Raw genomic sequence first — 23306 nt, forward strand, 5'->3', positions numbered from 1 at the left:
GCCGTGTCCGGCCGGTCCCACCCCGGCCGGCTCCCTCAGGTGTGAGTTCCGTCCCAGCGGGCCCGCCGCATGTCGATCCGCGGTACGTGCCCCTCGGCGGCGCGGCCGGCCTCGCGCAGCGGGGTGCCCTCCTCGCGGTAATGGCCGAGGGCCCTCAGCTCGTGTCCCGGCAGCAGCGTGCCGTCCGCGCGGACCACCCGCCACCAGGGCGCCGTCCCGCCGTACAGGGCCATCACGCGGCCGACCTGACGCGGCCCGCCCTCGCCCAGCCACTCGGCGACGTCGCCGTAGGTCATCACCCGGCCGGGCGGGATCCCGTCGGCGACGTCGAGCACCCGCTCCGCGTACTCGGGCAGTTCTCCGGTCTCCCCCACAGGCTCCTCCATGCTCATCCGCCCCATCGTGCCTCACCCCACCGACATGGCCCTGATGCCTCCGCGCGGCGGCTCTTCATGCCACCATCGTGCGGGCGGTGACTGGTGATACGAGATCAAGAGCGACAAGTACAAGAACAAACGCACAGACAAGAACAAACAGACGAACAAGAACGAGAACGAGAACGACGCGGCGCGCATGCAGAGACGGACATGGTGATGGGGCAGGAGACGCAGCCTCCCGAGGAGGGCAAGGCCGACGTGCCCGAGCGCGTCTCCGGTGACGAACCACTGCTCGCCGCCCGCGTGCACCGGCCCTCCGACCTCATGCGGCTGCTCGCCGGTATCCTCGCCATCGCCCTGGTCATCGCCGTCGCCGCGTTCGCCCACGCGACGACCTCGGGCCTCGAGGAGGACATCAACAAGGGCGCCGTCGGCGCACCCGATGTCTTCGTCAAGATCGCCGGACTCGTCTCCTCCATCGCCGTCCTGCTCGTCCCCGTGGCCTTCGCCATCGAGCGCCTGATCAAACGGGACGGCCTGCGCATCGCCGACGGCGTCCTCGCCGCCGTCCTCGCGCACGGCGTCACCCTCGCCACCGACCTCTGGGTCGCCCAGGCCGCGCCCGGCACGATCCAGGACGCGCTGACCCAGGCGCAGTCCGGCGGCGGGCTCACCGACCCGGTGCACAACTACCTGGCCCCGGTGATCGCGTACATGACCGCCGTCGGCATGGCCCGCAGGCCGCGCTGGCGGGTCTCGCTCTGGGCGGTGCTGCTGCTCGACGCCTTCACGATGCTGGTGGCCGGCTACACCACCGCGCTCTCGATCATCCTGACCGTCCTGATCGGCTGGACGGTGGCGTACGGCACGCTGTACGCGGTCGGCTCCCCCAACGTCCGGCCCACCGGGCAGACCCTCCTCGCCGGCCTGCGCCGGGTCGGCTTCCGGCCGGTGACGGCGCTGCGCGCCGAGGGCGTGCCCGACGCGGCGGACAGCGGCGACCGGGGCCGCCGCTACATCGTGACCCTGGAGGAGGGACCGCCGCTCGACGTCACCGTCGTCGACCGGGAACAGCAGGCGCACGGCTTCTTCTACCGCGCGTGGCGCAGGCTCACCCTGCGGACGATCACCACCCGCCGTTCGATCGTCTCGCTGCGCCAGGCCCTGGAACAGGAGGCGCTCCTCGCGTACGCGGCGATCGCCGCCGGGGCGAACGCGCCGAAGCTGATCGCCACCTCGGAGCTCGGCCCGGACGCCGTGATGCTGGTGTACGAGCACATCGGCGGCCGGAGCCTGGACTCGCTGGACGACCACGAGATCACCGACGAGCTGGTCCGCAGCGCCTTCCGGCAGATGCGGGCGCTCCAGTCGCGCCGGATCGCGCACCGCAGGCTCACCGGCGACGCGATTCTGGTGGATCGTTCCGGCAGGGTGATCCTCACCGACCTGCGGGGCGGCGAGATCGCCGCGGGCGATCTGATCCTGCGGATGGACATCGCCCAGCTGCTCACCACCCTGGGCCTGCGGGTCGGGGCCGAGCGGGCGGTCGCCGCGGCCGTCGACGTGCTCGGCCCGGACACCGTCGCCGACTGTCTGCCGCTGCTCCAGCCCATCGCGCTGAGCCGCTCCACGCGCGCGACGCTGCGGAAACGGGCTCGGGAGCGGTCGGCCCGCGAGCGGGAGGCCGTGCTCGCCGCGTCGGAGGCGGCCAAGCACGAACGGGAGCTGGCCAAGGGCCACGGGGCGGAGATCGCCGCGGACCCGACGCTCGTACGCGCCGAGACCAAGGCCGAGAAGAAGGCGGACAAGAAGGCCGAGAAGCGAGCCCTGGACACCGCCCTCGACGAGGCCCGCGAGGAGGACCTGCTCGCCCAGATCCGGCAGCAGGTCCTGCTCATCCGCCCGCAGGCCCCGGTGGAGCCCGTCCGGCTCGAACGGATCAAGCCGAGGACCCTGGTCAGCCTGATCGCCGGCGCGGTCGCCGCGTACTTCCTGCTCTCGCAGATCGCCCGCACCCCGCTGTCGACGATCAGTCAGGCGGACTGGCGGTGGGTGGCGGCGGCGGTGCTGTTCTCGGCCATCAGCTATGTGGCGGCGGCGATGAGCCTGCTCGGCTTCGTGCCGGAGCGGGTCGGGTTCTGGCGGACGGTGGTGGCGCAGGTCGCCGGCTCGTTCGTGAAGATCGTGGCCCCCGCGGCGGTCGGCGGTGTCGCCCTGAACACCCGCTTCCTCCAGCGCGCGGGCGTGCGGCCGGGGCTCGCCGTGGCGAGCGTCGGCGCCTCGCAGCTCTTCGGTCTCGGGGCGCACATCCTGCTCCTGCTCTCCTTCGGCTATCTGACGGGGACGGAGAAGTCGCAGTCCTTCACCCCGTCGAGGACGGTCATCGCCGGTCTCCTGACGGTCGCGGTGCTCGTCCTGGTGGTCACGGCGATCCCGTTCATGCGCAAGTTCGTGTCGACCCGGCTGCGGTCGCTGTTCGCCGGTGTGGTGCCGCGCATGCTGGACGTGCTCCAGCGGCCGATGAAGCTGCTCACCGGCATCGGCGGGATGCTGCTCCTCACCGGTGTGTTCGTCCTCTGTCTGGACGCCTCGATCCGGGCCTTCAGCAACGGCAACCAGACGATCAGCTACGCGAGCGTCGCGGTCGTCTTCCTCGCGGGCAACGCGCTCGGCTCGGCGGCGCCGACGCCGGGCGGTGTCGGCGCGGTCGAGGGCGCGCTGACATTCGGTCTGGTCGCGGTGGGCCTGCCGCTGGAGGTCGCCACACCGGCCGTCCTGCTGTACCGCCTGCTCACCCTGTGGATCCCGGTGCTGCCGGGCTGGCTCTGCTTCAACTGGCTGACGAAGCGCGAGGCACTGTGACCGGCCGAGCCCGGTAGTCCGGCTCCGGGCCACCCCCGAGCCCGGCAGTCCGGCTCCGGGCCACCCCCCGAGCCCGGTAGTCCGGCTCCGGGCCACCCGCCGAGCCCGGTAGTCCGGCTCCGGGGCTCCACCGGTGCCCGGCCACCCGCATGGACCTCCGTCCCGCGCGGCCGCGGGGGCGGCGGCCCACGATGGGTTCATGCCGATCTCCGCCGCCCAGCGCGCCGCTCTGCTGACCGCCACCACCGTGCTGCTCGCCGCCGGGTGCTCGGGCGGGGGCGACGACGCGGCGGATCCGACGAAGCCGAGCGGCTCGGCCGGACTCCCGGCGCTCGCGGCGCAGAAACTCGCCTGGGCCCCGTGCCCGGCGCCGTCCGCCGCCGAGGGCGGCGGCGAGCCGCCCTCGCCGCTCCCCGGCGGCACCGCCTGGGAGTGCTCCTTCCTCCAGACGCCGCTCGACTGGGCGGTGCCGGAGGGCGAGACGATCGAGCTGGCGCTGATCCGGGCCCGGGCCCGTGACAAGGACCGGCGGATCGGTTCGCTCGTCTTCAACTTCGGCGGGCCCGGCGGCTCCGGCGTCACCGGGCTTCCCGGCTTCGCCAAGGACTACGAGACCCTGCGCGGGCGCTACGACCTGGTCTCCTTCGACCCGCGCGGGGTCGGGCGCAGCGACCCCGTCGAGTGCGCCACCGACAAGGAGCTCGACGCGTACTACGCCCTGGACTTCACGCCCGACGACGAGACCGAGGAACGGACGCTCTCCGAGGCGCAGAAGAAGTACGCGGCCGGCTGCGAGAAGGACGCCGGCCGGGCCCTGCCGCACGTCGGCACCGAGAACGCCGCCCGGGACATGGACCTGATGCGCCAGGTCCTCGGGGACACGAAGCTCCACTACTTCGGCATCTCGTACGGCACCGAACTCGGCGGGGTCTACGCCCATCTCTTCCCGAAGAACGTCGGCAGGGCCGTCTTCGACGCCGTCGTCGACCCGGACGCGGGAGTCGAGGAGGGCGCGCTCGGTCAGGCGAAGGGCTTCCAGCTCGCCCTGGACAACTTCGCCCAGGACTGTGTGGACCGGGGCGACGAGTGCACCCTGCCCGGCACGAGCGTCGCCGAGATCGAGTCCTTCGTCACGGAGCTGCTCGCCGCCCTCGACAAGGAACCGATCGCGGGCATCGGAGACCGGAAGCTGACCCAGACGCAGGCCACCAACGGCATCGCGCAGGCCCTGTACTCCAAGGAGTACTGGACCTATCTGGAGCAGGGGCTCGACGCGGCCGACGGCGGCGACGGGGCGCTGCTCCTCACCCTCTCCGACTCGATGAACGGGCGCGGCCAGAACGGCTCCTACAGCAACATCCAGGCCGCCAACGCCGCCATCAACTGCGTGGACTTCAAGGAGCGCTACACCCTCGGCCAGGCGAAGGAGCGGCTCGGCGAGTTCCGGGAGGCCTCCCCCGTCTTCGGCGACTTCATGGGCTGGGCCCTCTCCAGCTGCTCGCAGTGGCCGGTGGCGGGCACCTGGGAGCACCCGGACGTGTCCGCGCCCGGTTCCGCGCCGATCCTGGTCGTCGGAAACACCGGGGACCCGGCGACGCCGTACGAGGGCGCCCGGTCGATGGTGAAGGCGCTCGGCGAGGGCGTCGGCGTGGAGCTGACGTACGAGGGCGAGGGCCACGGCGCCTACAACAGCGGCAGCGCATGCGTGAAGAAGGCGGTCGACGCCTACCTCCTGGACGGCAAGGTCCCGGCCTCCGGGACGGTCTGCAAGTAGTCCGCCCGCCCCGCCTAGGATGGCCGCCTTGCCGGGATCCAGGGGGAACGCATGTCCATACGTGTACGCATGACGGTGCTGGCCGTGACCGGGGTCCTGGTCTCGGGCTGTACGAGCACGGACGGCGGCACCGGCGCCACGTCGGCCCCGCCGACCGGCGACGCCAAGCCGTCGGCCACCGACACCGCCACCGGCACCGCGCCCGCCGCCCCCGCGCTCCCCGGCGCCCTCACCGGCCAGCGCCCCGACTGGAAGACCTGCGAGGCCCCGGAGGGCGGCGAGGCGCCGGGTGCGAAGTGGCGGTGCGCCACGGTGACCGTCCCGGTGGACTACGCGAAGCCCGAGGGCGCCACGCTGCCGGTCGCACTGATCCGCAAGCAGGCCACCGACGAGCGTGGCCGCGTCGGCTCGCTCCTCTTCAACTTCGGCGGCCCCGGCGCCTCGGGCGTGGCGATGCTGCCGCAGCTGGAGGACGAGTACCGGAAGCCGGGCGAGCGCTACGACCTGGTCGGCTTCGACCCGCGGGGAGTGGGCCGCAGCGCGGGCGTCGTCTGCCGGAGCGACGCCGAGCAGGCCGCCGCCGAGACCACCGTCGACCTCACCCCCGACTCGGCCGCCGAGGAGGCCGCGTACCTCAAGGACGGCGCCGCCTTCGGGGCCGGCTGCGCCCGCCGCTCCGGCCCGCTCCTCCCCCACACCACGACCACGGCCACCGCCAGGGACCTGGACCTGATCCGGCAGGTCCTCGGGGACGAGAAGCTGAACTACTTCGGCATCTCGTACGGGACACAGCTCGGCGGCACGTACGCCCACCTGTTCCCGTCGAGCGTGGGCCGGCTCGTCCTCGACGCGGTCGTCGACCCGACCGCCGACTCCGTCGGGCACGCCCGCCACCAGACGATCGGCTTCCAGCGGGCCCTGGACAACTACCTGAAGAGCACCGGCCAGGACCCGAAGGCGGGCAACGAGCGGATCACCCGCCTGCTGACGAAGCTGGACCGGGAGCCGCTGGCCGTCGGCGAACGGCGGCTCACCGAGGGCCTGGCGCTCACGGGGATAGCGGTCACGCTGTACGGCCAGGCCAACTGGCCCCTCCTGACGGAGGCGCTGGAGGAGGCGGAGCGCGGTAGCGGGGACGCCCTGCTCGAACTCGCCGACTACTACAACGACCGCGACGCGAACGGCCACTACTCGACCCAGTCGCACTCCCAGCGGGCCATCTCCTGTGCCGACTCCAACGCCCGGCCGACCGCCGCCCAGGCGAAGGCGCTCGTGCCCGAGTTCCGCGCGCTCTCCCCCGTGTTCGGCGCGTTCCTCGCCTGGGACACGGCGGGCTGGTGCTGGGACTGGCCGGTGAAGGGCGAGCGGGCCACCCCGGAGGCGAGCGCCCCCGGCGCGGCCCCGATCCTGGTCGTGGGCACCACGGGCGACCCGGCCACCCCGTACGAGGGCGCGGTGAAGATGGCGAAGGAGCTCGGGGACGGCGTCGGCGTCCTCGTCACCAACAAGGGCGAGGGCCACGGTGCCTACGGCACCTCGAAGTGCGTGACGCGGACGGTCGACGCGTACCTCCTGGACGGGAAGGTCCCCGCGTACGGCACGACCTGCTGAGGGACACGCGGAAGGCCCCGGACCTCGCGAGGAGGTCCGGGGCCTTCCGTGTGTCGCCGTGTGTCGCCTAGTAGACCGGCTTCTCGGGCTCGATCTGGTGGACCCAGCCGATCACGCCGCCGCCGACGTGCACCGCGTCCGCGAAGCCCGCGGACTTGAGCACGGCGAGGACTTCCGCACTGCGGACACCCGTCTTGCAGTGCAGGACGATCCGCTTGTCCTGCGGAAGGTCCTGGAGGGCCGTGCCCATCAGGAACTCGCCCTTCGGGATCAGGCGCGCGCCGGGGATCGAGACGATCTCGTACTCGTTGACCTCGCGGACATCGATGATGTCGATGTTCTCGCCCTCGTCGATCCACTCCTTGAGCTGCTTCGGAGTGATCGTGGAGCCGAGCGCCGCCTCCTGGGCCTCCTCGGACACGACGCCGCAGAAGGCCTCGTAGTCGATGAGCTCGGTGACGGTCGGGTTGTCGCCGCAGACCGCGCAGTCGGGGTCCTTGCGGACCTTGACCTGGCGGTACTGCATCTCCAGGGCGTCGTAGATCATCAGGCGGCCGACCAGCGGGTCGCCCACGCCGGCGAGGACCTTGATGGCCTCGGTGACCTGGATGGAGCCGATGGACGCGCACAGCACGCCGAGGACGCCGCCCTCGGCGCAGGACGGGACCATGCCCGGCGGCGGCGGCTCCGGGTAGAGGCAGCGGTAGCAGGGGCCGTACTCGGACCAGAAGACCGACGCCTGGCCGTCGAAGCGGTAGATCGAGCCCCAGACGTACGGCTTGTTCAGCAGCACGCAGGCGTCGTTCACCAGGTAACGGGTGGCGAAGTTGTCCGTGCCGTCGACGATCAGGTCGTACTGACCGAAGATCTCCATCACGTTCTCGGCTTCGAGCCGCTCCTCGTGAAGGATCACGTTCACGTACGGGTTGATGCCGAGCACGCTGTCGCGCGCCGAGGCGGCCTTGGAGCGGCCGATGTCGGCCTGGCTGTGGATGATCTGGCGCTGGAGGTTCGACTCGTCGACCTCGTCGAACTCCACGATGCCGAGCGTGCCCACGCCGGCGGCGGCCAGGTACATCAGCGCCGGCGAGCCGAGGCCACCGGCGCCGACACACAGCACCTTGGCGTTCTTCAGCCGCTTCTGCCCGTCCATCCCGACGTCCGGGATGATCAGGTGGCGGGAGTACCTGCGGACCTCGTCTACGGTGAGCTCGGCAGCCGGCTCGACCAGGGGTGGCAGCGACACGGGGACTCCGGTTGTCGGTATGTCAGTACGGTTGTTCTCCCCGTAACACTGCCACGCCCCTCCTCATTCCGAGACACCCGGTCCGATCCGCGAGACGATTTCGTCCCAGTAGCCGGGCAGCGAGTGGAATGGCGCGCTTTGTCCCCGGCCCCCCGGGCGGTCCGTGAAGAAGATCGTCCCGGCCCCCTGCCAGCGGGCGATCCGGAGCGCTTCTTCGAGGTGGGTCCGCGGGACCCCGTGCACGAGATGGACGAACTTCGACTCCGTGTACTCGGCCGTCCACTCCGCCACCTGCGACCAGCGGTAGTCCGCCCAGGCGCCGGAGAAGGTCACCAGCTGGTCGGCGACCTCGGCGTATCCCGGATGGGGATGGGTGCCGTGGCCGAGGACGAGGTGCGCCTCGCCGCCGAGGACCGCCTCCAGGGTCGCGGTGACCCGCCGCGTCCCGGCCAGGTCGGCCCGGTCGGCGGGGGCGCGGTCCAGGTAGTAGCCGTCCACCTTGTACCAGTCGAGGAAGCGGTGGGCCTCCGAGACCAGCTCCCCGAAGGGTCGGGAGCCGTGGGCCGCGTCCAGGTGCCCGAGGACCCGGACCCCGGCGTTACGGAGCTTCCCCGCCGCCTCCAGGCAGTGCGGGTCCGGGCGGCTGCCCGGCCCCTCGGCCACGTTGAGCACCGCCCAGTGGAGCGGGGTCCCGGGGCGGGTCAGCTCGCCCCACTCGACCGGGGCGAGCAGCGGGTGGGCGTAGCCGGGCACGCCCACCCCGAGGGCCTGGACCGCCCCGGTGGCGGTGCTCGTCGTCAGATGCGACACGCCGCCTCCATCCAGATGTCCGCGAGCGACTCCTCCAGGTTGATCCGGGGCCGCCAGCCGAGCCGGTCGCGGGCGGTGCGGACGTCGGCCTGCTGCCAGGGGCCGCAGCCGTCGGGGTACGGGTAGGGCGCGGAGGCCAGCTGGTCGGCGATGGTCCCCTCGGTACGGGGGGCGCCGATCATGGGGCGCTGGGACATGCCGTGCGGGGCGTCCAGCTCGTGCAGGTTGCCGGCGTAGCCCGCGACCCTCGCCAGGACCGCGGCGGCGTCCCGGAGCCGGATCGCGCGGCCGGTGCCGATGTTGACGACGCCCTGCGCGGCGGACAGCGAGGCCGCGTGGACGGCCCGGGCCACGTCCCGCACGTCGACGAAGTCCCGCTGCACCCCGAGGCCGCTGAGCTTCAGCTCACCGTCCCCGGCCTGCATGGCCCGGCGCATCGCCTCGGCGAGCCGGCCGAGCGGCGAGCCGGCGGGCGTGCCGGGTCCCACGGGCGAGAACACCCGGAGCACCACGGCGTCGAGGCCGGAACCGAGGACGAGTTCGGTCGCCGCCAACTTCGACACCCCGTACGGGCCGCCGGGGCGGGGCACGGCGTCCTCGGCGGTGGAGGAGCCGGGCTGGCTGGGCCCGTACTCCGAGGCGCAGCCGACCTGGACGAGCCGGGCGCCGCAGCCGCTGCGGCGCAGGGCCTCGCAGACGGTGGCGACGGCGACGGTGTTGTGCCGGGTCAGGTCCCGGGCGCCGCCGCGGGTGGCGCCCGCGCAGTTGACGACGACTCCGGGGTGGACGGCGTCGAGGAAGCGGGTCAGCGCGCCGGGGCTGCCGGACGCGAGGTCGAAGCGCACGTCGGCGTCGTCGCCCCGGCCGAGCGCGGTGAGGTGGACGGCCGGGTCGGCGAGCAGTCGGTCGGCGACGAATCGGCCGATGAAGCCGTTGGCTCCGAGCAGCAGCACCCTCATCGTGCGGCCCCTTCGTGCCGACCGGCCGGTGCTGGAGGTTGCGGGGTCATGGTCTCGGGTCTCCTTGCGGGGTGATGACAGAGGTGACGGGGCGCGCCCGCGGCGTCGGCTCCGCGGGGGCGCGGGACATTCACGGGGTGTGGGCCGAGGCCCGGACGAGGGAGCCGGTCGCGTGGGCCAGCAGGCCGAGCGCGGCGGCGCCGCAGACGAGGGTGGGTACGGCCCCGGGGCCCCAGGTGTCGACGACGGCGCGCACCGGTGCGGCGAGCGCGTCGAAGCCGGGGGCGGGGACGCGGGCGGCGAAGACGCTCGCGAGGGCGAGGGCCTCCGCGGCACTGGCGGCGGCGAGGGCGGCGGCGGCCGTCTCGGGGAAGCCGTGGACGGTGAGGAGCCGGGCGAACAGCAGGAGCGCGCCGAGGGCCAGGGCCCCGGAGCTGAACCCGGTGAGCCCGAGCAGGACGGTGAGGGCGAGGAGTTGCAGGGTCACGGTGCCGAGGAGCAGCGGCCGGACGCCGGCGGCGAAGTCGGCGAGCCCCCGGCTGTCGGCGATCCTGCGGCGCGCCCGGTTCGCGAAGAGCTGGGCGCACCAGGCGGCGGGCGCGACGGCGAGCGCGAGGCCGAGGAGCGGTCCTGGGGCGAGGTCCCAGGGGCCGTCGGGGCCGCCGCTGAGGACCTGCGCGAGGAGTCCGTCGCCGGCGACCGCGTACGCCAGGAGCCACAGGGTCCAGACGCGGACGGCGGGCGGGGCCGCGCCGTCGGGGGCGCGGAGGGGTCCGCGCCGGACGGCGAACAGGAGGGCGCCGGCGAGGAGCAGCGCCCCCGCCGCGCCGACGGCGAGCCGGAGGGGGCCGTGGGTGACGGCCAGCCCGATGCCGGTGAGCGCGGCGGCGGCGCCCGGGGTGAGGACGGCGAGGACCCAGGCGTCCGAACGGGGCGCCGCCGGCACGGTGGGTGGGGCGGACTCGATTCCCCGGGGCACGCGCGCGTAGAGCTCCTCGGCGAGCGAGAAGACGTCCCGGTGGCGGAACCGGGCCGCGGTCCGGTCGGTGAAGCCCTGGGCTTCGAGCCCGGCGGCGATCTCCAGCGGGTCGACGGCACGCGCGCAGAGTTCCTGGTGCCGGTGCATGAGCACCTTGACGGGGTCGGCGTTCCCGCGCCGGGCGCGGGAGGCGGCAGCGGCGGGAGCGGTGCGGGAGGCCGGGGAAGGCGCCGCGGACGGGGCCGGGGCGGGGGTCACCGAGGGAGCGGGTGCTATCCCGGCCGACGGGGCGTCGACGGTCTCCTCCGTGGGGCGCGGTTCGAGGCTTCCGTCGGCGTGCGGGGTCAGGGCGGGGGCGCCGAGCAGGGCTTCGGAACGGGCGTCCCAGGCTCCGGGGCTCGTCGGGGCGGCGGAGCCGCGCATGGGGGTGCCTCCTTCAGGCATCGGGGGCTCCCGTCCCCGCGGCCACGGCCTTCTGCGCCCAGCTGCCCGGGACGTGCGCCTCGGCGGGGTGGGCGAAGGGCACGCCGTCGCCCGATCGGTGGCGCACCGGCGCGTGGGAGAGGAGCTCCAGGTAGATGCCGCGGAACGCGGCGAGGTTCTGTTCGACGGTGAAGAGTTCGAGCGCGCGGGCGCGGGCGGCGGCGCCCAGGCGGTAGCGGCGTTCGGGGTCGCGGAGCAGTGCCAGGCAGGCGTCGGCGAGCGCCCGGGGGTTGCGCGGCGGGACGACGAGGCCGGTGCCGCCGATGATCTCGACGACCGCGCCGACATCGGTGGAGACGGTGGCCCGTGCGCAGAACATCGCCTCGACGAGGCTCGCGGGGAAGCCCTCGACGACGCTGGACAGGACGACGAGCGCGCCGGAGGCGTAGACGTCCTCCAGGGTGGGCGCCTCGGGGCCGCCGAGTTCCTCGAAGGTGACCGGGTTCTCGCCGACGGCGTGCGCCCCGGTCGCCTCGTCGGGGAAGAGCTGGGCGGCGAGCCCCTTGCAGTGCGCGAGGTACGCGCCTGATCCCTGGTCCCGTACGGGTACGGCGACGATCCTCAGCCGGGCGTCGGGCCGGCATGCCCGGATCTCGGCGAAGGCGTGCAGCAGGGCGATGAGGTCCTTGGCGGGCTCGACGCGGCCGACCCAGACCAGGGTGGCGGGGTCGCCGCTCTCCTCGTCCTCGCCGACCTCGGCGAAGCGGTCGGCCGGCATGCCGGGGTGGACGGTGCGGATCCGGGTCCGGTCGGCGCCGCACTTCTCCTGCCAGCGGCGGGCGTGGGCGTTGCCGGGGGTGAGGAGCTCCGCCTGCCGGTAGACCTCGCCGGCGAGCCGGCCGTGGAGGGCGGCGAGCAGGGTGCGCAGTGGCCCTGAGCGGTCGGCACCGGCGGCCGAGAGGTAGTGGGAGCGGAGCTGCACGCCGTACTCGGTGACGAGCAGGGGGGTCCCGAAGAAGCGTTTGGCCAGCAGGCCGGGGAGGGCGGTGGTGCCTCCGGCGGCGGCGTGGCAGAGGTCGACGGCGCCGAGCGCGTCGTCCTCGTACCAGTCGAGGGAGAGGGGGCGCAGGGCGCGCTCCAGGTGCTCGACGAAGGCGAGGTGGTCGGGGAGCCCCGCGGCGGCGGCGCCCCGGCGGGCGCCGGGCGCGCGGCAGGCGGCTTCGAGGGTGCGCACGGCGTCGTCGGAGCGGAGCGCCCCGGACAGGCCGCCGCGCTCACGGGCGAGGTCGGCGAGCGCGTAGAGCCCCGCGGCGAAGGCGGCCGGGCCCCGGAGCCCGGCCGTGGCGCCGCCCGCGGAGGGCCCGGACCCGTCCTCGTCCTCCGTGCAGAGGCCGGTCGCCAGCTGGTGGAAGGCGTCGATGAAGCGGCGCCGCTCGCGGCGGCCGTACGCGCGGCGGGCGGCGCGGTGGTCGCCGCAGCCGGCCCGCTCCAGGAGCGTCCTGCCGGCCGGGGCCGTGTCGGGGCTGCCGGGGCCCGCGACCCGTGCGACGCGGGCGTTCGCGGGGAGCGCCGCCGGGCTGCCGGACCCGCCGAGCGCGTACAGGTCGAACCGGTGCTGTCCGAGTCCGTGTACGAGCCGCTCGCACCAGATCCCGGAGTCACCGACGGCGTACGGGTAGCCACCCTCCGTGAGCAGTCCGATCCGCACGAGTGCACCCCCGATCTCCCTTGACGCCGGCCACCGTTGGCCCGGCGACTCGCAGCGGGACGAACGTAAGCGGAGAGGGCGGTGGCGCGACGGACGGTTGTCCGTCGCACCACTGGAAGGGGTGAATGCTCGTAACTTTCCCGACCCGGTCGCGTTCCGTCGCGCTAAGCGCCAGAGTGGTCACGCAGAGTCAGGCGAGGGCCTGCCCCCGGGTCGATACGAGACCTCAACCGCCCGGATACACCCAGGGGTTGGGGCGGCACTTGATGCCGTCGATGTCCAGGGACTTGGTCTGCTGCTGCATCACGGGGGCGAGCGCGCCGGGCGTACCGCAGATCACGTGACCGTGGCCGAGCCGGTGGCCGACCTCGTGGTTGATGAGCATCTGACGGTAGGCGCGCATCGCCTTGGGGCCGAAGGTCTCGGATCCCTGCGCCCAGCGGAAGGCGTTGATCATCACCCGGTCCGTGGAGGCCGAGTCGCAGGACACGTTGTCGATCGTGGTGTCGAGCCCGGACTTCCTGCACCAGACGCCGGTGGTGCCGGGACTGGCGAGCGTCAGGACGAACTCGGGATCCCCGCTGGAGATGCGCTCGAAGGTCATCGCACCCCGACCGGCCCAGCTGCGCGGGTCGTTGAGGGTCTTGAACACGGTGTCGGCGAAGAGCGCGTGGTCGAGCCCGAGACCCTTCTCGATGTCGATCCGATAGCGGACCACGCGCCCCTTGCCGGGCGCCTTCTGGAAGCCCGGCACGGCCTCGAAGTCGCCGGACCCCTTGAGCTTCGGGTCGATCGGGAACTGTCGGGTGATCAGCTGTTCGTACGTCGGCGCGGGAGTGACGACGGGCGCCGGACTCGTCGGGGTGACCCGCTCGTCGGAGCGGGAGGCGGAGGTGTCGTCCGCGGGCCGTCCGCCGGGCTGCTCGGCGGCCCGGGTGGCGCTCGGGGCCCTCTCCGGGTCGGCGACCTGTCCGGCGACGACGACGGCGAGGACGGTGGCGACGGCGGCCGCCGCGACACCGGTGAGGGTGCGGCCGAGGCCGCCACGGCTCGCCGGGACCTCGGCCTCGGCGATGTCCTCCCGGCGGGGTCCCGGGATGAACGGCGCCTGCGGAGCGCCCTGTTCGGGTTCGCCGGTACGCGGGGAGCCGTGCCGTGGCGCGTACGGCCGGGGCCGGGGAGCGGTCCCCTCGTCGTGCTGCGGATGCCCGCCCCGTACGGGAGTCCCGTAGGCGGGAGTGCCGGGGGTGCCGTGCGCCGGGGTGTCGAAGGCCCCGTACGAGGGCGCGGGGGCGCCCTGAGCCGGGTTGCCCCGCGCCGGGGCGCCGTACCCGGGGACGCCGTGCGCGGGTGTCCCGTACGGCTGGCTCCCGTACGCCGGAGTGCCGTGCGCCGGAGTCCCGTACACCGGAATTCCGGCCGTGTCCTGGCCCCCGCCGTCCCCGGTCCTGCGGCGGCGGCCCGTCCCGGACGCGCGTCCGGCGGGCGGCCCCTGCGACCCGGGCGCCGCCTGCGCCTGTCCGGCCGCCGCCTGTTGCTGCTGCTGCTGCTGTTGCTGTTGCTGTTGCTGTTGACCGGTGTCGGACACCGAGGGCGCGGCGCCCTTGCGACTATGTCGTCCCACGGCCCGGATCAGCTCCCGCCGTGATCGACGATCAGGTCCCGGGCGGCCTGGGCGACCGTCTCGGGGTACTCCATCATCGCCACGTGTCCCGCCTCGGGAAGGGTCAGGAGGCGCGAGGCGCGGAAGGCCGCGGCCGCCTTGCGGGCCGTCCGGTACGAGACGAGCTGGTCGCGTCCGCCGTACACGAGGAGCGTCGGCGCGAGGACCCGTTCCGCCTGCCGCCAAAGCCCGTGCTGGCCTCCGAGCGTGTACGCGTCGACGATGCCGCGCGAGGAGCGGGCCATGGCGTCCCAGAAGTACGGGAGCTCCAGGCGCCGTTCCATCTCCTCGACGGCGTGCCGGAAGCCCTCGTCGGTGACCCGGCCCGGGTCTCCGTAACAGAGCGAGAGAACGCCGCGGACCCGCTGCTCGGCCGACCAGTCCTTGGTGAGCCTCGCGAAGAAGGAGGCGACGCCGGGGACCGCGAGCAGCGCGGTGGGCCAGGCCGTGCGCTGGGCGCGCAGGTCGGGCAGGGCCGGCGAGACGAGGGTGAGGGTGCGGACCAGGTCCGGCCGGACCGCGGCGACGCGGGTGGCGACGGCGCCGCCGAGCGAGTTGCCGAAGAGGTGGACCGGGCCGCGTCCCGTGGAGTCCAGGAGCCGGATGACGGCGCGGGCGTGGCCGGTGACCGAGTAGTTGCCGTCGTCGGGCGGCGGCGAGTCGCCGAAGCCCGGCAGGTCGACCGCCTCGCCGTCGACGACGTCCGCGAGCAGCGGCATCAGGGTGGACCAGTTCTGGGAGGAGCCGCCGAGGCCGTGGACGTACAGCGCGGGCGGCAGAGCGGCCCCGGCGCCCGGCCGGGCGCGCACGGTGAGGGTCAGTCCGGGCAGCGACACGGAGCGGAGCTCCTCGCCGTCGGCGACCCGTACGGCGCGGGTGGTGCGCGGCGCGGCTGGTGCGGCGGCGGTCCGGGTTTCCGGCAGCTCGGTCGACGACATGGCCGCAATATTACGAGACGATCACGCGCGCAGACGTGTGGGTGCGGTCACAGGTGCGTGTGCGGCGGGGCGCGAGTGCTCCTAGGCTCGTAGGGAGGGCCCGCACCCGCCGGAAGGAACCGCATGACCGTCGATCCGACCGAGCCGGACACGTTCACCGAGGAAGAAGAGGACGTCGTGCTGGACGAGGAGACCCCGGAGGCCGACGCCGCCGAGCAGCACACCGAACTGCAGCAGCGGGAGGACGAGCCGCTCACCCATGTCGAGCGCGACTCGGCGAACGAGGCCGACTCGTCCGAACAGGCGCGGGTGGTGACCCTGGACGAGGACGACTACCGCTGAGCGGACGGCTCTCCCCGATATTCTCGCCGGTTTGTTCGGTTTAATATTGAATCGACTGTCGACCCGGGCGTCCGGTCCGTGAAATTCTGCGTTCGCACCGCGCACAGCCGGGTTACCCAAAAGTACGATGGCGGCGCGTGCGACAGCGCGCATGGATCGATTTTTGGGAGGCCGCGTGAGCGCCATCGAGCAGACAGAGGCAGCACGCCCTCGGGGCACGCGCCTGCCGCGACGTGCCCGACGGAACCAGCTCCTCGGCGCGGCCCAGGAGGTCTTCGTCGCCCAGGGTTACCACTCCGCCGCGATGGACGACATCGCCGAGCGGGCGGGCGTCAGCAAGCCGGTGCTCTACCAGCACTTCCCCGGGAAGCTGGAGCTCTACCTGGCCCTGCTCGACCAGCACTGCGAGTCCCTCCTCCTGGCGGTCCGCACGGCGCTGGCCTCCACCACCGACAACAAGCTGCGGGTCGCGGCCACGATGGACGCCTACTTCGCGTACGTGGAGGACGAGGGCGGCGCCTTCCGGCTGGTCTTCGAGTCCGATCTGACGAACGAACCGGCCGTACGCGAGCGCGTGGACCGGGTGAGCCTTCAGTGCGCCGAGGCGATCTCGGACGTCATCGCCGAGGACACCGGCCTGTCCAAGGACGAGTCGATGCTGCTCGCCGTGGGCCTCGGCGGCGTCTCCCAGGTCGTCGCCCGCTACTGGCTGTCCAGTGAGTCCGCGATCCCCCGCGACACGGCGGTCGGCCTCCTCACCTCGCTCGCCTGGCGCGGCATCGCGGGCTTCCCGCTGCACCCGGTGGACGGACAGCTGAGCGCCGAGGGTCACTGAACATTCCCGTGGGCTGTTCGCTCCTGGCGTGCGCCGACTGAGCCGTACGCGTCCCCTCACCGGGCTAATGTGTGCAGCGTACGGCGCAAGGAATCGCGCAACGCTGACCGTTCGGAGGGACATAGCCGTGGAGGTCAAGATCGGCGTGCAGCACGCACCCCGGGAGATCGTTCTGGAGAGCGGGCAGTCCGCCGAGGAGGTGGAGCGCGCCGTCGCCGACGCACTGGCCGGCAAGGCGCAGCTGCTCAGCCTTTCGGACGAGAAGGGCCGCAAGATCCTCATTCCGGCCGAGAAGATCGCGTACGTGGAGCTCGGCGAGCCCGCCGTGCGCCGCGTGGGTTTCGGCGCGCTCTGAGCCCAGGATCTACGGGAGAGGCCCGGTGGACCGTCATGGTCCGCCGGGCCTTTCGCGTGCCCGGAACGGCTCCTGTCCCCCAGGAGCACCGATGCCCGTTCGGCCACGTCAGGACGTACAGGAGGATTGCGTTCCGGCCCGCTGGGGTAGGAGGTTCCCGACCGCACCACCCGCCCCGCAGCACCCGCGAGGTGATCCCTTGTTGCTGGAAGCCCTCGGTTCCGCCCTGCTCGGTTTCGCCCTGGCCTGGGTCGCCGTGCAGCGGCTCGCCGACCGCCTCCCCGTCCGGGGCAGAGTCCTCGCCACCGGCACGCTCGGCGGGGTGTTCGGCGCGCTCGTCACCCACGGGGCACTGGGGCCCGGCCACTTCCTCGCCACCCTGATCGGCGCGGTGGCGGTGGCGGCCGTCCTGCTGTCGCTGCTGATCCGCCCGGCGACCCGCCGGCTGCGCCGATCAGCGGCGGTGTGAGGGGCGCGGCCCGCCCCTCCGCACCATCCGGCGTCGTTACGCGGCCAGGCCCAGCGCGGCCATCCGCTTGGTGTGCGCCTCGGTGATCCGGGAGAACATCCGGCCGACCTCCGCGAGGTCGAAGCCGTCCGCCACGCCGCCGACCAGCATGGTCGAGAGCGCGTCGCGCTCGGCGACCACACGCTGGGCCTGCGAGAGCGCCTCGCCCATCAGCCGGCGCGCCCACAGCGCGAGCCGACCACCGACACGCGGGTCCGCGTCGATCGCCGCGCGCACCTTCTCCACGGCGAAGTTGCCGTGGCCGGTGTCGTCGAGCACGGAGACGACGAGCCCGCGGGTGTCCGAGTCGAGCCGGGCCGCCACCTCCCGGTAGAAGTCACTGGCGATCGAGTCGCCGACGTACGCCTTGACCAGACCCTCCAGCCAGTCCGAGGGCGCGGTCAGGCGGTGGAAGTCGTCGAGCGCCTTGGCGAACGGCTCCATGGCCGCGGTCGGCTCGGCGTCCACGGCGGCGAGGCGGTCCCGCAGCCGCTCGAAGTGGTGGAACTCGGCCGAGGCCATCTTCGCCAGCTCCGCCTTGTCCGCGAGGGTCGGCGCCAGCTTGGCGTCCTCGGCGAGCCGCTCGAAGGCCGCGAGCTCCCCGTAGGCGAGGGCGCCGAGGAGGTCGATCACGGCGGCGCGGTACTGCGGCTCGGCGGATGCCGCCGCCCAGTCCTTGGCGGCGATCCCGGTGGGCGTGGCGTTGTCAGGCGTCTCCATGGACCGCACAATAGCCCGCTCGGCCTCCGCGGAAGGCGCTGGTCAGCCAGTGTGACCGTGCCCTCATCGCCATTTCTCCCAACACACATGCGCGATTCCGGGGTACAGTGATAAAGCGCCTGCTGAGTATGCGGACATGCTTTCGCACGTTCGGACGTGTTCAGCGGGCCGACTCATGAATGAGGATGCCCGGTCGGTGGCCCGATCGGCTCCGGCCCGACAGCCCTTCCGGCGGACCCGCGGAAGGGTCACCCTCAGCGGTACGACGCTCGAGCGACGGCAGTGGTCCCGTGCCACCCGGCAGTGATCTCCACGATCCCACCGGAAGTGTCCACGGCACGGTACGACCCCCTTCGTTCGCCTCGCACCGCGTCTCACAGAAGAGGCAGCACCCTGACTACGACTTTCCGAGACCTCGGAATCCTTCCCGAGACGGCCGAGGCCCTTGAGGCCGTCGGCATCGTCAACCCCTTCCCCATCCAGGAGATGACCCTTCCGGTCGCCCTCACCGGCACCGACGTCATCGGCCAGGCCAAGACCGGCACCGGCAAGACCCTCGGTTTCGGTCTGCCGATCCTGGAGCGCGTGACCGTCCCCATGGACGTCGAGGCCGGCCGGGCCAAGCCCGAGCAGCTGACCGACGCCCCGCAGGCGCTCGTCGTCGTCCCCACCCGCGAGCTGTGCCAGCAGGTCACCAACGACCTCCTGACCGCCGGCAAGGTGCGGAACGTGCGTGTGCTCGCCATCTACGGCGGCCGGGCGTACGAGCCCCAGGTCGAGGCGCTGAAGAAGGGCGTCGACGTCGTCGTCGGCACCCCCGGCCGCCTGCTCGACCTGGCGGGCCAGCGCAAGCTCGACCTCTCCCACGTCAAGGTCCTCGTCCTGGACGAGGCCGACGAGATGCTCGACCTGGGCTTCCTGCCCGACGTCGAGAAGATCATGAACATGCTTCCGGCGAAGCGTCAGACGATGCTGTTCTCGGCCACCATGCCGGGCGCGGTCATCGGCCTGGCCCGCCGTTACATGTCGCAGCCGACGCACATCCGCGCCACCTCGCCCGACGGCGAGGGCGTGACCGTCGCGAACATCAAGCAGCACGTCTTCCGCGCGCACAACATGGACAAGCCGGAGATGGTCTCCCGCATCCTGCAGGCCAACGGCCGCGGGCTCGCGATGATCTTCTGCCGCACCAAGCGCACGGCGGCCGACATCGCCGAGCAGCTGGAGCGTCGCGGCTTCGCCTCCGGCGCCGTCCACGGCGACCTCGGCCAGGGCGCCCGTGAGCAGGCGCTGCGCGCCTTCCGCAACGGCAAGGTCGACGTGCTCGTCTGCACCGACGTCGCCGCGCGAGGCATCGACGTCGAGGGCGTCACCCACGTCATCAACTACCAGTCGCCCGAGGACGAGAAGACGTTCCTCCACCGCGTGGGCCGCACCGGCCGCGCGGGCAACAAGGGCACGGCCGTGACGCTGGTCGACTGGGACGACATCCCGCGCTGGCAGCTCATCAACAAGGCGCTCGGCCTCGACTTCCACGACCCGGTCGAGACGTACTCCAGCTCTCCGCACCTGTTCGAGGAGCTGGACATCCCCGCGGGCACCAAGGGCGTCCTGCCCCGCGCCGAGCGCACCCGCGCCGGTCTGGGCGCGGAGGAGCTCGAGGACCTGGGCGAGCCCGGCGGACGCCGTGCGCGTGGCCCGAAGTCCGACAGGCCCGAGCGCACCGAGGAGCGCCCGGAGCGGACGCGGACCCCGCGTCAGCGCCGGCGCACCCGTGGCGGCGAGTCCGACGCCCCGGTGTCGGCCGCCCCCGCCGTCGAGACGGTGACGGACGAGGCCCCGGCCGAGTCCGGCCCGCGCACCCCGCGCCGTCGCCGTCGCACCCGCGTCGGCGCCCCCGGCTCCGCGCCGGCGGGCATCCCGGTCGCCCAGGCGGCTCCGGCGGCCCAGGCCGCTCCGGTCGCCCAGGCGGTCAAGGCGGCTCCCGTCGCCGCGGTCGCGCAGGCCAGGACCGCTCCGGTCACTCCCGTCGCCACGGTCGCCTCGTTCGTGGAGACCGCCCCGGCCGCCCCCGTCGCCGAGACCCCGGCGGCCGAGCCGAAGGCTCCCCGACGTCGTGGCCGTCCCGCCGCCCGTCCGGAGGCCGTGAGGGCCACCCCCGCCGCCCCGGCCCCCGTGGCCCAGGAGTCGGCCCCGGCCCCGCGCCGCCGCCGGCCCCGCGTGGCCCGGCCGGTCGAGGACACGGGTTCGTTCCAGACGGTCGAGACCGCGGCCGCCGCCCTGCGCGCCGCCGCGGCCGCTCCGGTGGCCGAGGCCGCTCCGGCCCCGGTCGTCGAGGCCCCGGTCGAGGAGCCGAAGAAGGCTCCCCGTCGCCGTACGGCCAAGAAGGCCGTCTCCGAGCCGGTCGTGGCACCCGCCGAAACCGCTGTCGCGGCTCCGGTGGTGACCGAGACCGTCGCGCCCGTCGCGGAGGTCGTCGCGCCCACCGCCGAGGTCACGGCCGAGGTTCCCGCGCCGCGCCGCCGTCGTGTGGTGCGCAAGGCCGCCGGTTCGCCGGCCGGCGCCACCGAGGCCGTCGGAACGCTGGTCGTCGAGGCCGCGCCCGCGCCGGTCGTCGAGGAGGAGCCGAAGAAGCCCGCCCGTCGTCGCGTGGTCCGCAAGGCCGCCGGTTCGCCGGCCGGCTCCGCCCAGGCCGCCGAGATGGTGATCGTCGCGGAGCCGCTCGCCGTGGCTCCGTCCGCTCCGGTGGTCGAGGCCGCTACGGCCCCGGTCGTCGAGGCCCCGGTCGTCGAGGCCCCCGCCGCCGAGGCCCCGGTCGAGGAGCCCAAGAAGGCTCCCCGTCGCCGTACGGCCAAGAAGGCCGTCGCGGAGCCGGTCGCCGAGACCGCGCCGGTCGTCGAGGAGGCCCCGAAGGCTCCCCGTCGCCGGGCGGCCAAGAAGACGGTCGTCGCCGAGGCGCCCGACGCCTCCGAGCCGAAGACGCCGGATGCGGCGGACGCGCCGAAGAAGCCGACGCGTCGCCGTACGACGAAGAAGGCCGCCGAGCCGGTCGCCACGGCTGTCGAGACCGCCGAGACCGCCACGGCCGAGGCCCCGAAGGCCCCGCGCCGTCGCACCACCAAGAAGGCGGCGGCTCAGCCCGAGAGCTGATCCCGTCCGTCTCACCGCTGCGGCCCGGCCCCTCCCCAGGGGCCGGGCCGCAGTGGCGTTCCACCGACCGCCCCGGCGGGGCCGCCTCCGGTTACAGTCCAGATATGAGCAAGCCCCGGTCCCTCGTCCTGCCGCCCCGCACCCGCGCCCGTCCGCTGGTGACCGCGCGGGGCGACTTCGCCTCGCTCGACACGGAGCCGCTGGGTGAGCGGCGCGGGACGGTGCTGCTGCTGCCCGGGTACACCGGCAGCAAGGAGGACTTCCTGGCGCTTCTCGGTCCGTTGAGCGAGGCCGGGTACCGGGCCGTGGCCGTCGACGGGCGGGGCCAGTACGAGTCCCGGGGCTCCCGCGGCCGGGCCGCGTACCGCCGCAGGGCGCTCGCTCTCGACGCGGTGGCACAGGCCTCGGCTCTCGGCGACGGACCCGTCCACCTGCTGGGCCACTCCTTCGGCGGCCTGGTGGCCCGTGAGGCCGCGTCGGTCGCGCCGGCCGCCTTCCTCTCCCTCACCCTGCTCTCCTCGGGGCCCGGCCGGGTCGCGAGGCCGCAGCGGATCCGGGTGCGGCTGCTGCGCGGCTCGCTCGCGCTGCTGCCGAAGGAGCGGGTGTGGCAGGCGATGTGCTGGCTGGACAGCCGGGGCGAGGAGCCGGACACGGACGACGCCCCGCAGCTCGCGGGCTTCCTCGAACGGCGCTGGATGCGCACCCGCATCGCTCAACTGTCGGGCGCGGGGCGGCTGTTGCTCGACCGCCGGGACGGTACGGACGAGCTGCTCGCGCTTCGGACACCGCTGCACATCGCCTACGGGGCGGACGAGATGGTCTGGCCCGTCGCGGAACTGGCCGCGGCGGCGGCCCGCACCGGCGCGCACCACACGGTGGTGGCGGGCGCCGGCCACTCCCCCAACGTGTCGCACGCGCGGGAGCTGGCCGACCGGCTCACCGCGTTCTGGGAACGGGCGGCCACCGTCGGGGCCGTGGGCCACGAGGTCAGAACTGCGCCTTGAGGTGCTGCCAGAAGCCGTCCCGCAGGGAACGCCTGAGTGAGGCGTGGCCGCGCAGGGAGCGGCTGAGCAGGCGTTCCGCCTCGACGAGCAGGTCCTGGTCGACGGGTCCCGGAAGGTAGGGCGCGCTCGGGAGGAGTTCGGCGAGCCGGTCCCGGCCCCGCTCGGCGAGCCAGGTCGCCGCGATCTGGGCGCCCACGAAGCGCACCTCCTCGCGGGAGGGCGGCGGCTCGCCCTCGTTCTCGTACGTGGTGACGGGGCGGCGGGTGACGTACGGGCGGCAGAATTCCAGCTCAAAGGTGCGCTGGCTGTCGACCTCCCAGAGGAGCGCCTCGGCCTGGTTGCGTCCTTCGGCGGCCTCGATGCCCCAGAGGTGGACGCGGGCGCCGTAGCCCTGGGCCGCCTCGACGGCCGAGACGAGGTCCTCGTCGCCGCCGACGAGGGCGGCGTCGCTGATGGCGCGGTGGCGGGCGAGGGACTCCAGGTCCGTGCGGATGAGGGAGTCGACGCCCTTCTGCTGGTTGTTGGCGTTGAGGTTGCCGAGGCGGACCTTGACGTCGGGGAGCTCGGCGATGGCCTGCTGCTCGGGGGTGTGGATGCGGCGCCTGGCGCCGTCGTACCAGTAGACGCGGAGCAGTCTGCTGTCGGCGAAGATCGTGCGGGCCTTGTCGATGAAGGCCTCGATGAGGCCCTCGGCGTCGAGGTCGAAGGAGCGCCGGTCCTCGGTTCCCACCACCAGCAACCCGGCCGCAGCATGGACGTAACCTGCGTCGACGAAGATGGCGTGGGTGGAGGGCGTCTTGGCGACCTCGGCCAGCATCCGCTGGAGGAGCTCATTGGTGCGCTCCACGCGCGCGTCGAGTGCGCGAAGGCGGGCGTCGGTCTCGGTCACCTGGGTGGTGTCTGCGTCGTTCATACGGGCCTCATTGTCCGCTCCTCGGGGGCCCGCCGCCACATCCTCCTACCCGGTAGTAGTTAGCAATCCAAAAATTTTCTTTAGCGTAAGGAATGTTTGTAGGGGGCACCTCGTTGTACCCCTACGTAA

At 73.4% G+C, this 23306-nt stretch carries 19 protein-coding genes; 9 read left to right on the forward strand and 10 right to left on the reverse strand.

Translation table 11 applies throughout. From position 1 onward, the window contains the following. Positions 1 to 35: 35 nt before the first annotated feature. Positions 36 to 401, reverse strand: a complete 366-nt coding sequence (locus IO20_RS0120910) for an MGMT family protein (protein ID WP_030548499.1) — start codon at positions 399 to 401, stop codon at positions 36 to 38. Positions 402 to 587: 186 nt separating this feature from the next. On the opposite strand from IO20_RS0120910, the gene IO20_RS0120920 reads away from it, so the two are divergent. The 3 genes from IO20_RS0120920 (at position 588) to IO20_RS0120930 (ending at position 6624) form a co-directional block, all read left to right on the forward strand. Then, on the forward strand, positions 588 to 3239 hold the full coding sequence (locus IO20_RS0120920; protein WP_030548501.1) for a flippase-like domain-containing protein: 2652 nt from the start codon (positions 588 to 590) through the stop codon (positions 3237 to 3239). Positions 3240 to 3438: 199 nt separating this feature from the next. Then, complete coding sequence (locus IO20_RS0120925) at positions 3439 to 5013, forward strand: alpha/beta hydrolase (protein ID WP_030548503.1); 1575 nt, start codon at positions 3439 to 3441, stop codon at positions 5011 to 5013. A gap of 51 nt (positions 5014 to 5064) precedes the next feature. Beyond that, positions 5065 to 6624 (forward strand): alpha/beta hydrolase, encoded by a 1560-nt coding sequence (locus IO20_RS0120930; protein WP_030548505.1) that lies wholly within the window; start codon positions 5065 to 5067, stop codon positions 6622 to 6624. Positions 6625 to 6691: 67 nt separating this feature from the next. Here the strand turns inward: IO20_RS0120930 and moeZ are convergent, their stop codons facing one another. From moeZ to IO20_RS0120965, 7 genes are all read right to left on the reverse strand, one after another. Next, positions 6692 to 7870, reverse strand: coding sequence for an adenylyltransferase/sulfurtransferase MoeZ (gene moeZ, locus IO20_RS0120935; protein ID WP_030207517.1), 1179 nt, complete (start codon positions 7868 to 7870; stop codon positions 6692 to 6694). A gap of 63 nt (positions 7871 to 7933) precedes the next feature. Beyond that, on the reverse strand, positions 7934 to 8680 hold the full coding sequence (locus IO20_RS0120940; protein ID WP_030548507.1) for a spherulation-specific family 4 protein: 747 nt from the start codon (positions 8678 to 8680) through the stop codon (positions 7934 to 7936). After that, positions 8668 to 9639, reverse strand: coding sequence for an NAD-dependent epimerase/dehydratase family protein (locus IO20_RS0120945; protein ID WP_030548509.1), 972 nt, complete (start codon positions 9637 to 9639; stop codon positions 8668 to 8670). Before IO20_RS0120945 ends, IO20_RS0120940 begins: the two co-directional genes overlap by 13 nt. Positions 9640 to 9769: 130 nt before the next feature. Then, a complete protein-coding gene (locus IO20_RS0120950; protein WP_078945924.1) occupies positions 9770 to 11041 on the reverse strand; it encodes a hypothetical protein in 1272 nt (423 codons plus the stop codon). A gap of 13 nt (positions 11042 to 11054) precedes the next feature. Then, complete coding sequence (locus IO20_RS0120955; RefSeq protein ID WP_031127523.1) at positions 11055 to 12749, reverse strand: glycosyltransferase; 1695 nt, start codon at positions 12747 to 12749, stop codon at positions 11055 to 11057. Between the two features lie 226 nt (positions 12750 to 12975). Next, positions 12976 to 14373 (reverse strand): DUF3152 domain-containing protein, encoded by a 1398-nt coding sequence (locus IO20_RS0120960; RefSeq protein WP_030548515.1) that lies wholly within the window; start codon positions 14371 to 14373, stop codon positions 12976 to 12978. A gap of 8 nt (positions 14374 to 14381) precedes the next feature. Further along, complete coding sequence (locus IO20_RS0120965; protein ID WP_030548517.1) at positions 14382 to 15350, reverse strand: alpha/beta fold hydrolase; 969 nt, start codon at positions 15348 to 15350, stop codon at positions 14382 to 14384. A gap of 123 nt (positions 15351 to 15473) precedes the next feature. On the opposite strand from IO20_RS0120965, the gene IO20_RS0120970 reads away from it, so the two are divergent. The 4 genes from IO20_RS0120970 to IO20_RS0120985 all read left to right on the forward strand — a co-directional run bounded on the left by IO20_RS0120970 (position 15474) and on the right by IO20_RS0120985 (position 17351). Then, positions 15474 to 15692 carry a hypothetical protein gene (locus IO20_RS0120970; RefSeq protein ID WP_030548519.1) on the forward strand — a complete coding sequence of 73 codons (219 nt, stop codon included), beginning with the start codon at positions 15474 to 15476 and terminating at the stop codon, positions 15690 to 15692. A gap of 175 nt (positions 15693 to 15867) precedes the next feature. Further along, the gene (locus IO20_RS0120975; RefSeq protein ID WP_030548521.1) at positions 15868 to 16527 is read left to right on the forward strand and encodes a TetR/AcrR family transcriptional regulator; all 660 of its coding nucleotides are present in this window, start codon (positions 15868 to 15870) and stop codon (positions 16525 to 16527) included. 127 nt (positions 16528 to 16654) lie between these two features. Further along, complete coding sequence (locus IO20_RS0120980) at positions 16655 to 16882, forward strand: DUF3107 domain-containing protein (RefSeq protein ID WP_030207540.1); 228 nt, start codon at positions 16655 to 16657, stop codon at positions 16880 to 16882. Between the two features lie 199 nt (positions 16883 to 17081). Further along, positions 17082 to 17351, forward strand: coding sequence for a hypothetical protein (locus IO20_RS0120985; RefSeq protein ID WP_030207542.1), 270 nt, complete (start codon positions 17082 to 17084; stop codon positions 17349 to 17351). Between the two features lie 36 nt (positions 17352 to 17387). On the opposite strand, the gene IO20_RS0120990 is transcribed toward IO20_RS0120985, so the two are convergent. Continuing rightward, a complete protein-coding gene (locus tag IO20_RS0120990) occupies positions 17388 to 18110 on the reverse strand; it encodes a ferritin-like fold-containing protein (protein WP_030548523.1) in 723 nt (240 codons plus the stop codon). 486 nt (positions 18111 to 18596) lie between these two features. Here IO20_RS0120990 and IO20_RS36755 point away from each other — a divergent pair, with 486 nt between their 5' ends. Together IO20_RS36755 and IO20_RS0121000 are read left to right on the forward strand one after the other, a co-directional pair. Then, complete coding sequence (locus IO20_RS36755) at positions 18597 to 21260, forward strand: DEAD/DEAH box helicase (protein ID WP_037635965.1); 2664 nt, start codon at positions 18597 to 18599, stop codon at positions 21258 to 21260. Positions 21261 to 21364: 104 nt separating this feature from the next. After that, a complete protein-coding gene (locus IO20_RS0121000) occupies positions 21365 to 22264 on the forward strand; it encodes an alpha/beta fold hydrolase (RefSeq protein ID WP_051874363.1) in 900 nt (299 codons plus the stop codon). On the opposite strand, the gene IO20_RS0121005 is transcribed toward IO20_RS0121000, so the two are convergent. After that, positions 22248 to 23177 carry an NYN domain-containing protein gene (locus IO20_RS0121005; protein ID WP_030548528.1) on the reverse strand — a complete coding sequence of 310 codons (930 nt, stop codon included), beginning with the start codon at positions 23175 to 23177 and terminating at the stop codon, positions 22248 to 22250. The genes IO20_RS0121000 and IO20_RS0121005 overlap by 17 nt on opposite strands. Between the last annotated feature and the right edge of the window lie 129 nt (positions 23178 to 23306).

This window comes from Streptomyces exfoliatus (assembly GCF_000725545.1).
In the GTDB taxonomy this organism is placed as follows: Bacteria; Actinomycetota; Actinomycetes; order Streptomycetales; family Streptomycetaceae; genus Streptomyces; species Streptomyces exfoliatus.

What these genes read in the sequence shown, in the direction of transcription:
- IO20_RS0121005 (WP_030548528.1), bottom strand. Translation starts at nt 23,177, where the DNA reads ATGAACGACGCAGACACCACCCAGGTGACCGAGACCGACGCCCGCCTT.
- IO20_RS0121000 (WP_051874363.1), top strand. Translation starts at nt 21,365, where the DNA reads ATGAGCAAGCCCCGGTCCCTCGTCCTGCCGCCCCGCACCCGCGCCCGT.
- IO20_RS0120990 (WP_030548523.1), bottom strand. Translation starts at nt 18,110, where the DNA reads ATGGAGACGCCTGACAACGCCACGCCCACCGGGATCGCCGCCAAGGAC.
- IO20_RS0120970 (WP_030548519.1), top strand. Translation starts at nt 15,474, where the DNA reads ATGACCGTCGATCCGACCGAGCCGGACACGTTCACCGAGGAAGAAGAG.
- IO20_RS0120950 (WP_078945924.1), bottom strand. Translation starts at nt 11,041, where the DNA reads ATGCGCGGCTCCGCCGCCCCGACGAGCCCCGGAGCCTGGGACGCCCGT.
- IO20_RS0120930 (WP_030548505.1), top strand. Translation starts at nt 5,065, where the DNA reads ATGTCCATACGTGTACGCATGACGGTGCTGGCCGTGACCGGGGTCCTG.
- IO20_RS0120925 (WP_030548503.1), top strand. Translation starts at nt 3,439, where the DNA reads ATGCCGATCTCCGCCGCCCAGCGCGCCGCTCTGCTGACCGCCACCACC.
- IO20_RS0120965 (WP_030548517.1), bottom strand. Translation starts at nt 15,350, where the DNA reads ATGTCGTCGACCGAGCTGCCGGAAACCCGGACCGCCGCCGCACCAGCC.
- IO20_RS0120945 (WP_030548509.1), bottom strand. Translation starts at nt 9,639, where the DNA reads ATGAGGGTGCTGCTGCTCGGAGCCAACGGCTTCATCGGCCGATTCGTC.
- IO20_RS0120910 (WP_030548499.1), bottom strand. Translation starts at nt 401, where the DNA reads ATGGGGCGGATGAGCATGGAGGAGCCTGTGGGGGAGACCGGAGAACTG.
- IO20_RS0120920 (WP_030548501.1), top strand. Translation starts at nt 588, where the DNA reads ATGGTGATGGGGCAGGAGACGCAGCCTCCCGAGGAGGGCAAGGCCGAC.
- IO20_RS36755 (WP_037635965.1), top strand. Translation starts at nt 18,597, where the DNA reads ATGACCCTTCCGGTCGCCCTCACCGGCACCGACGTCATCGGCCAGGCC.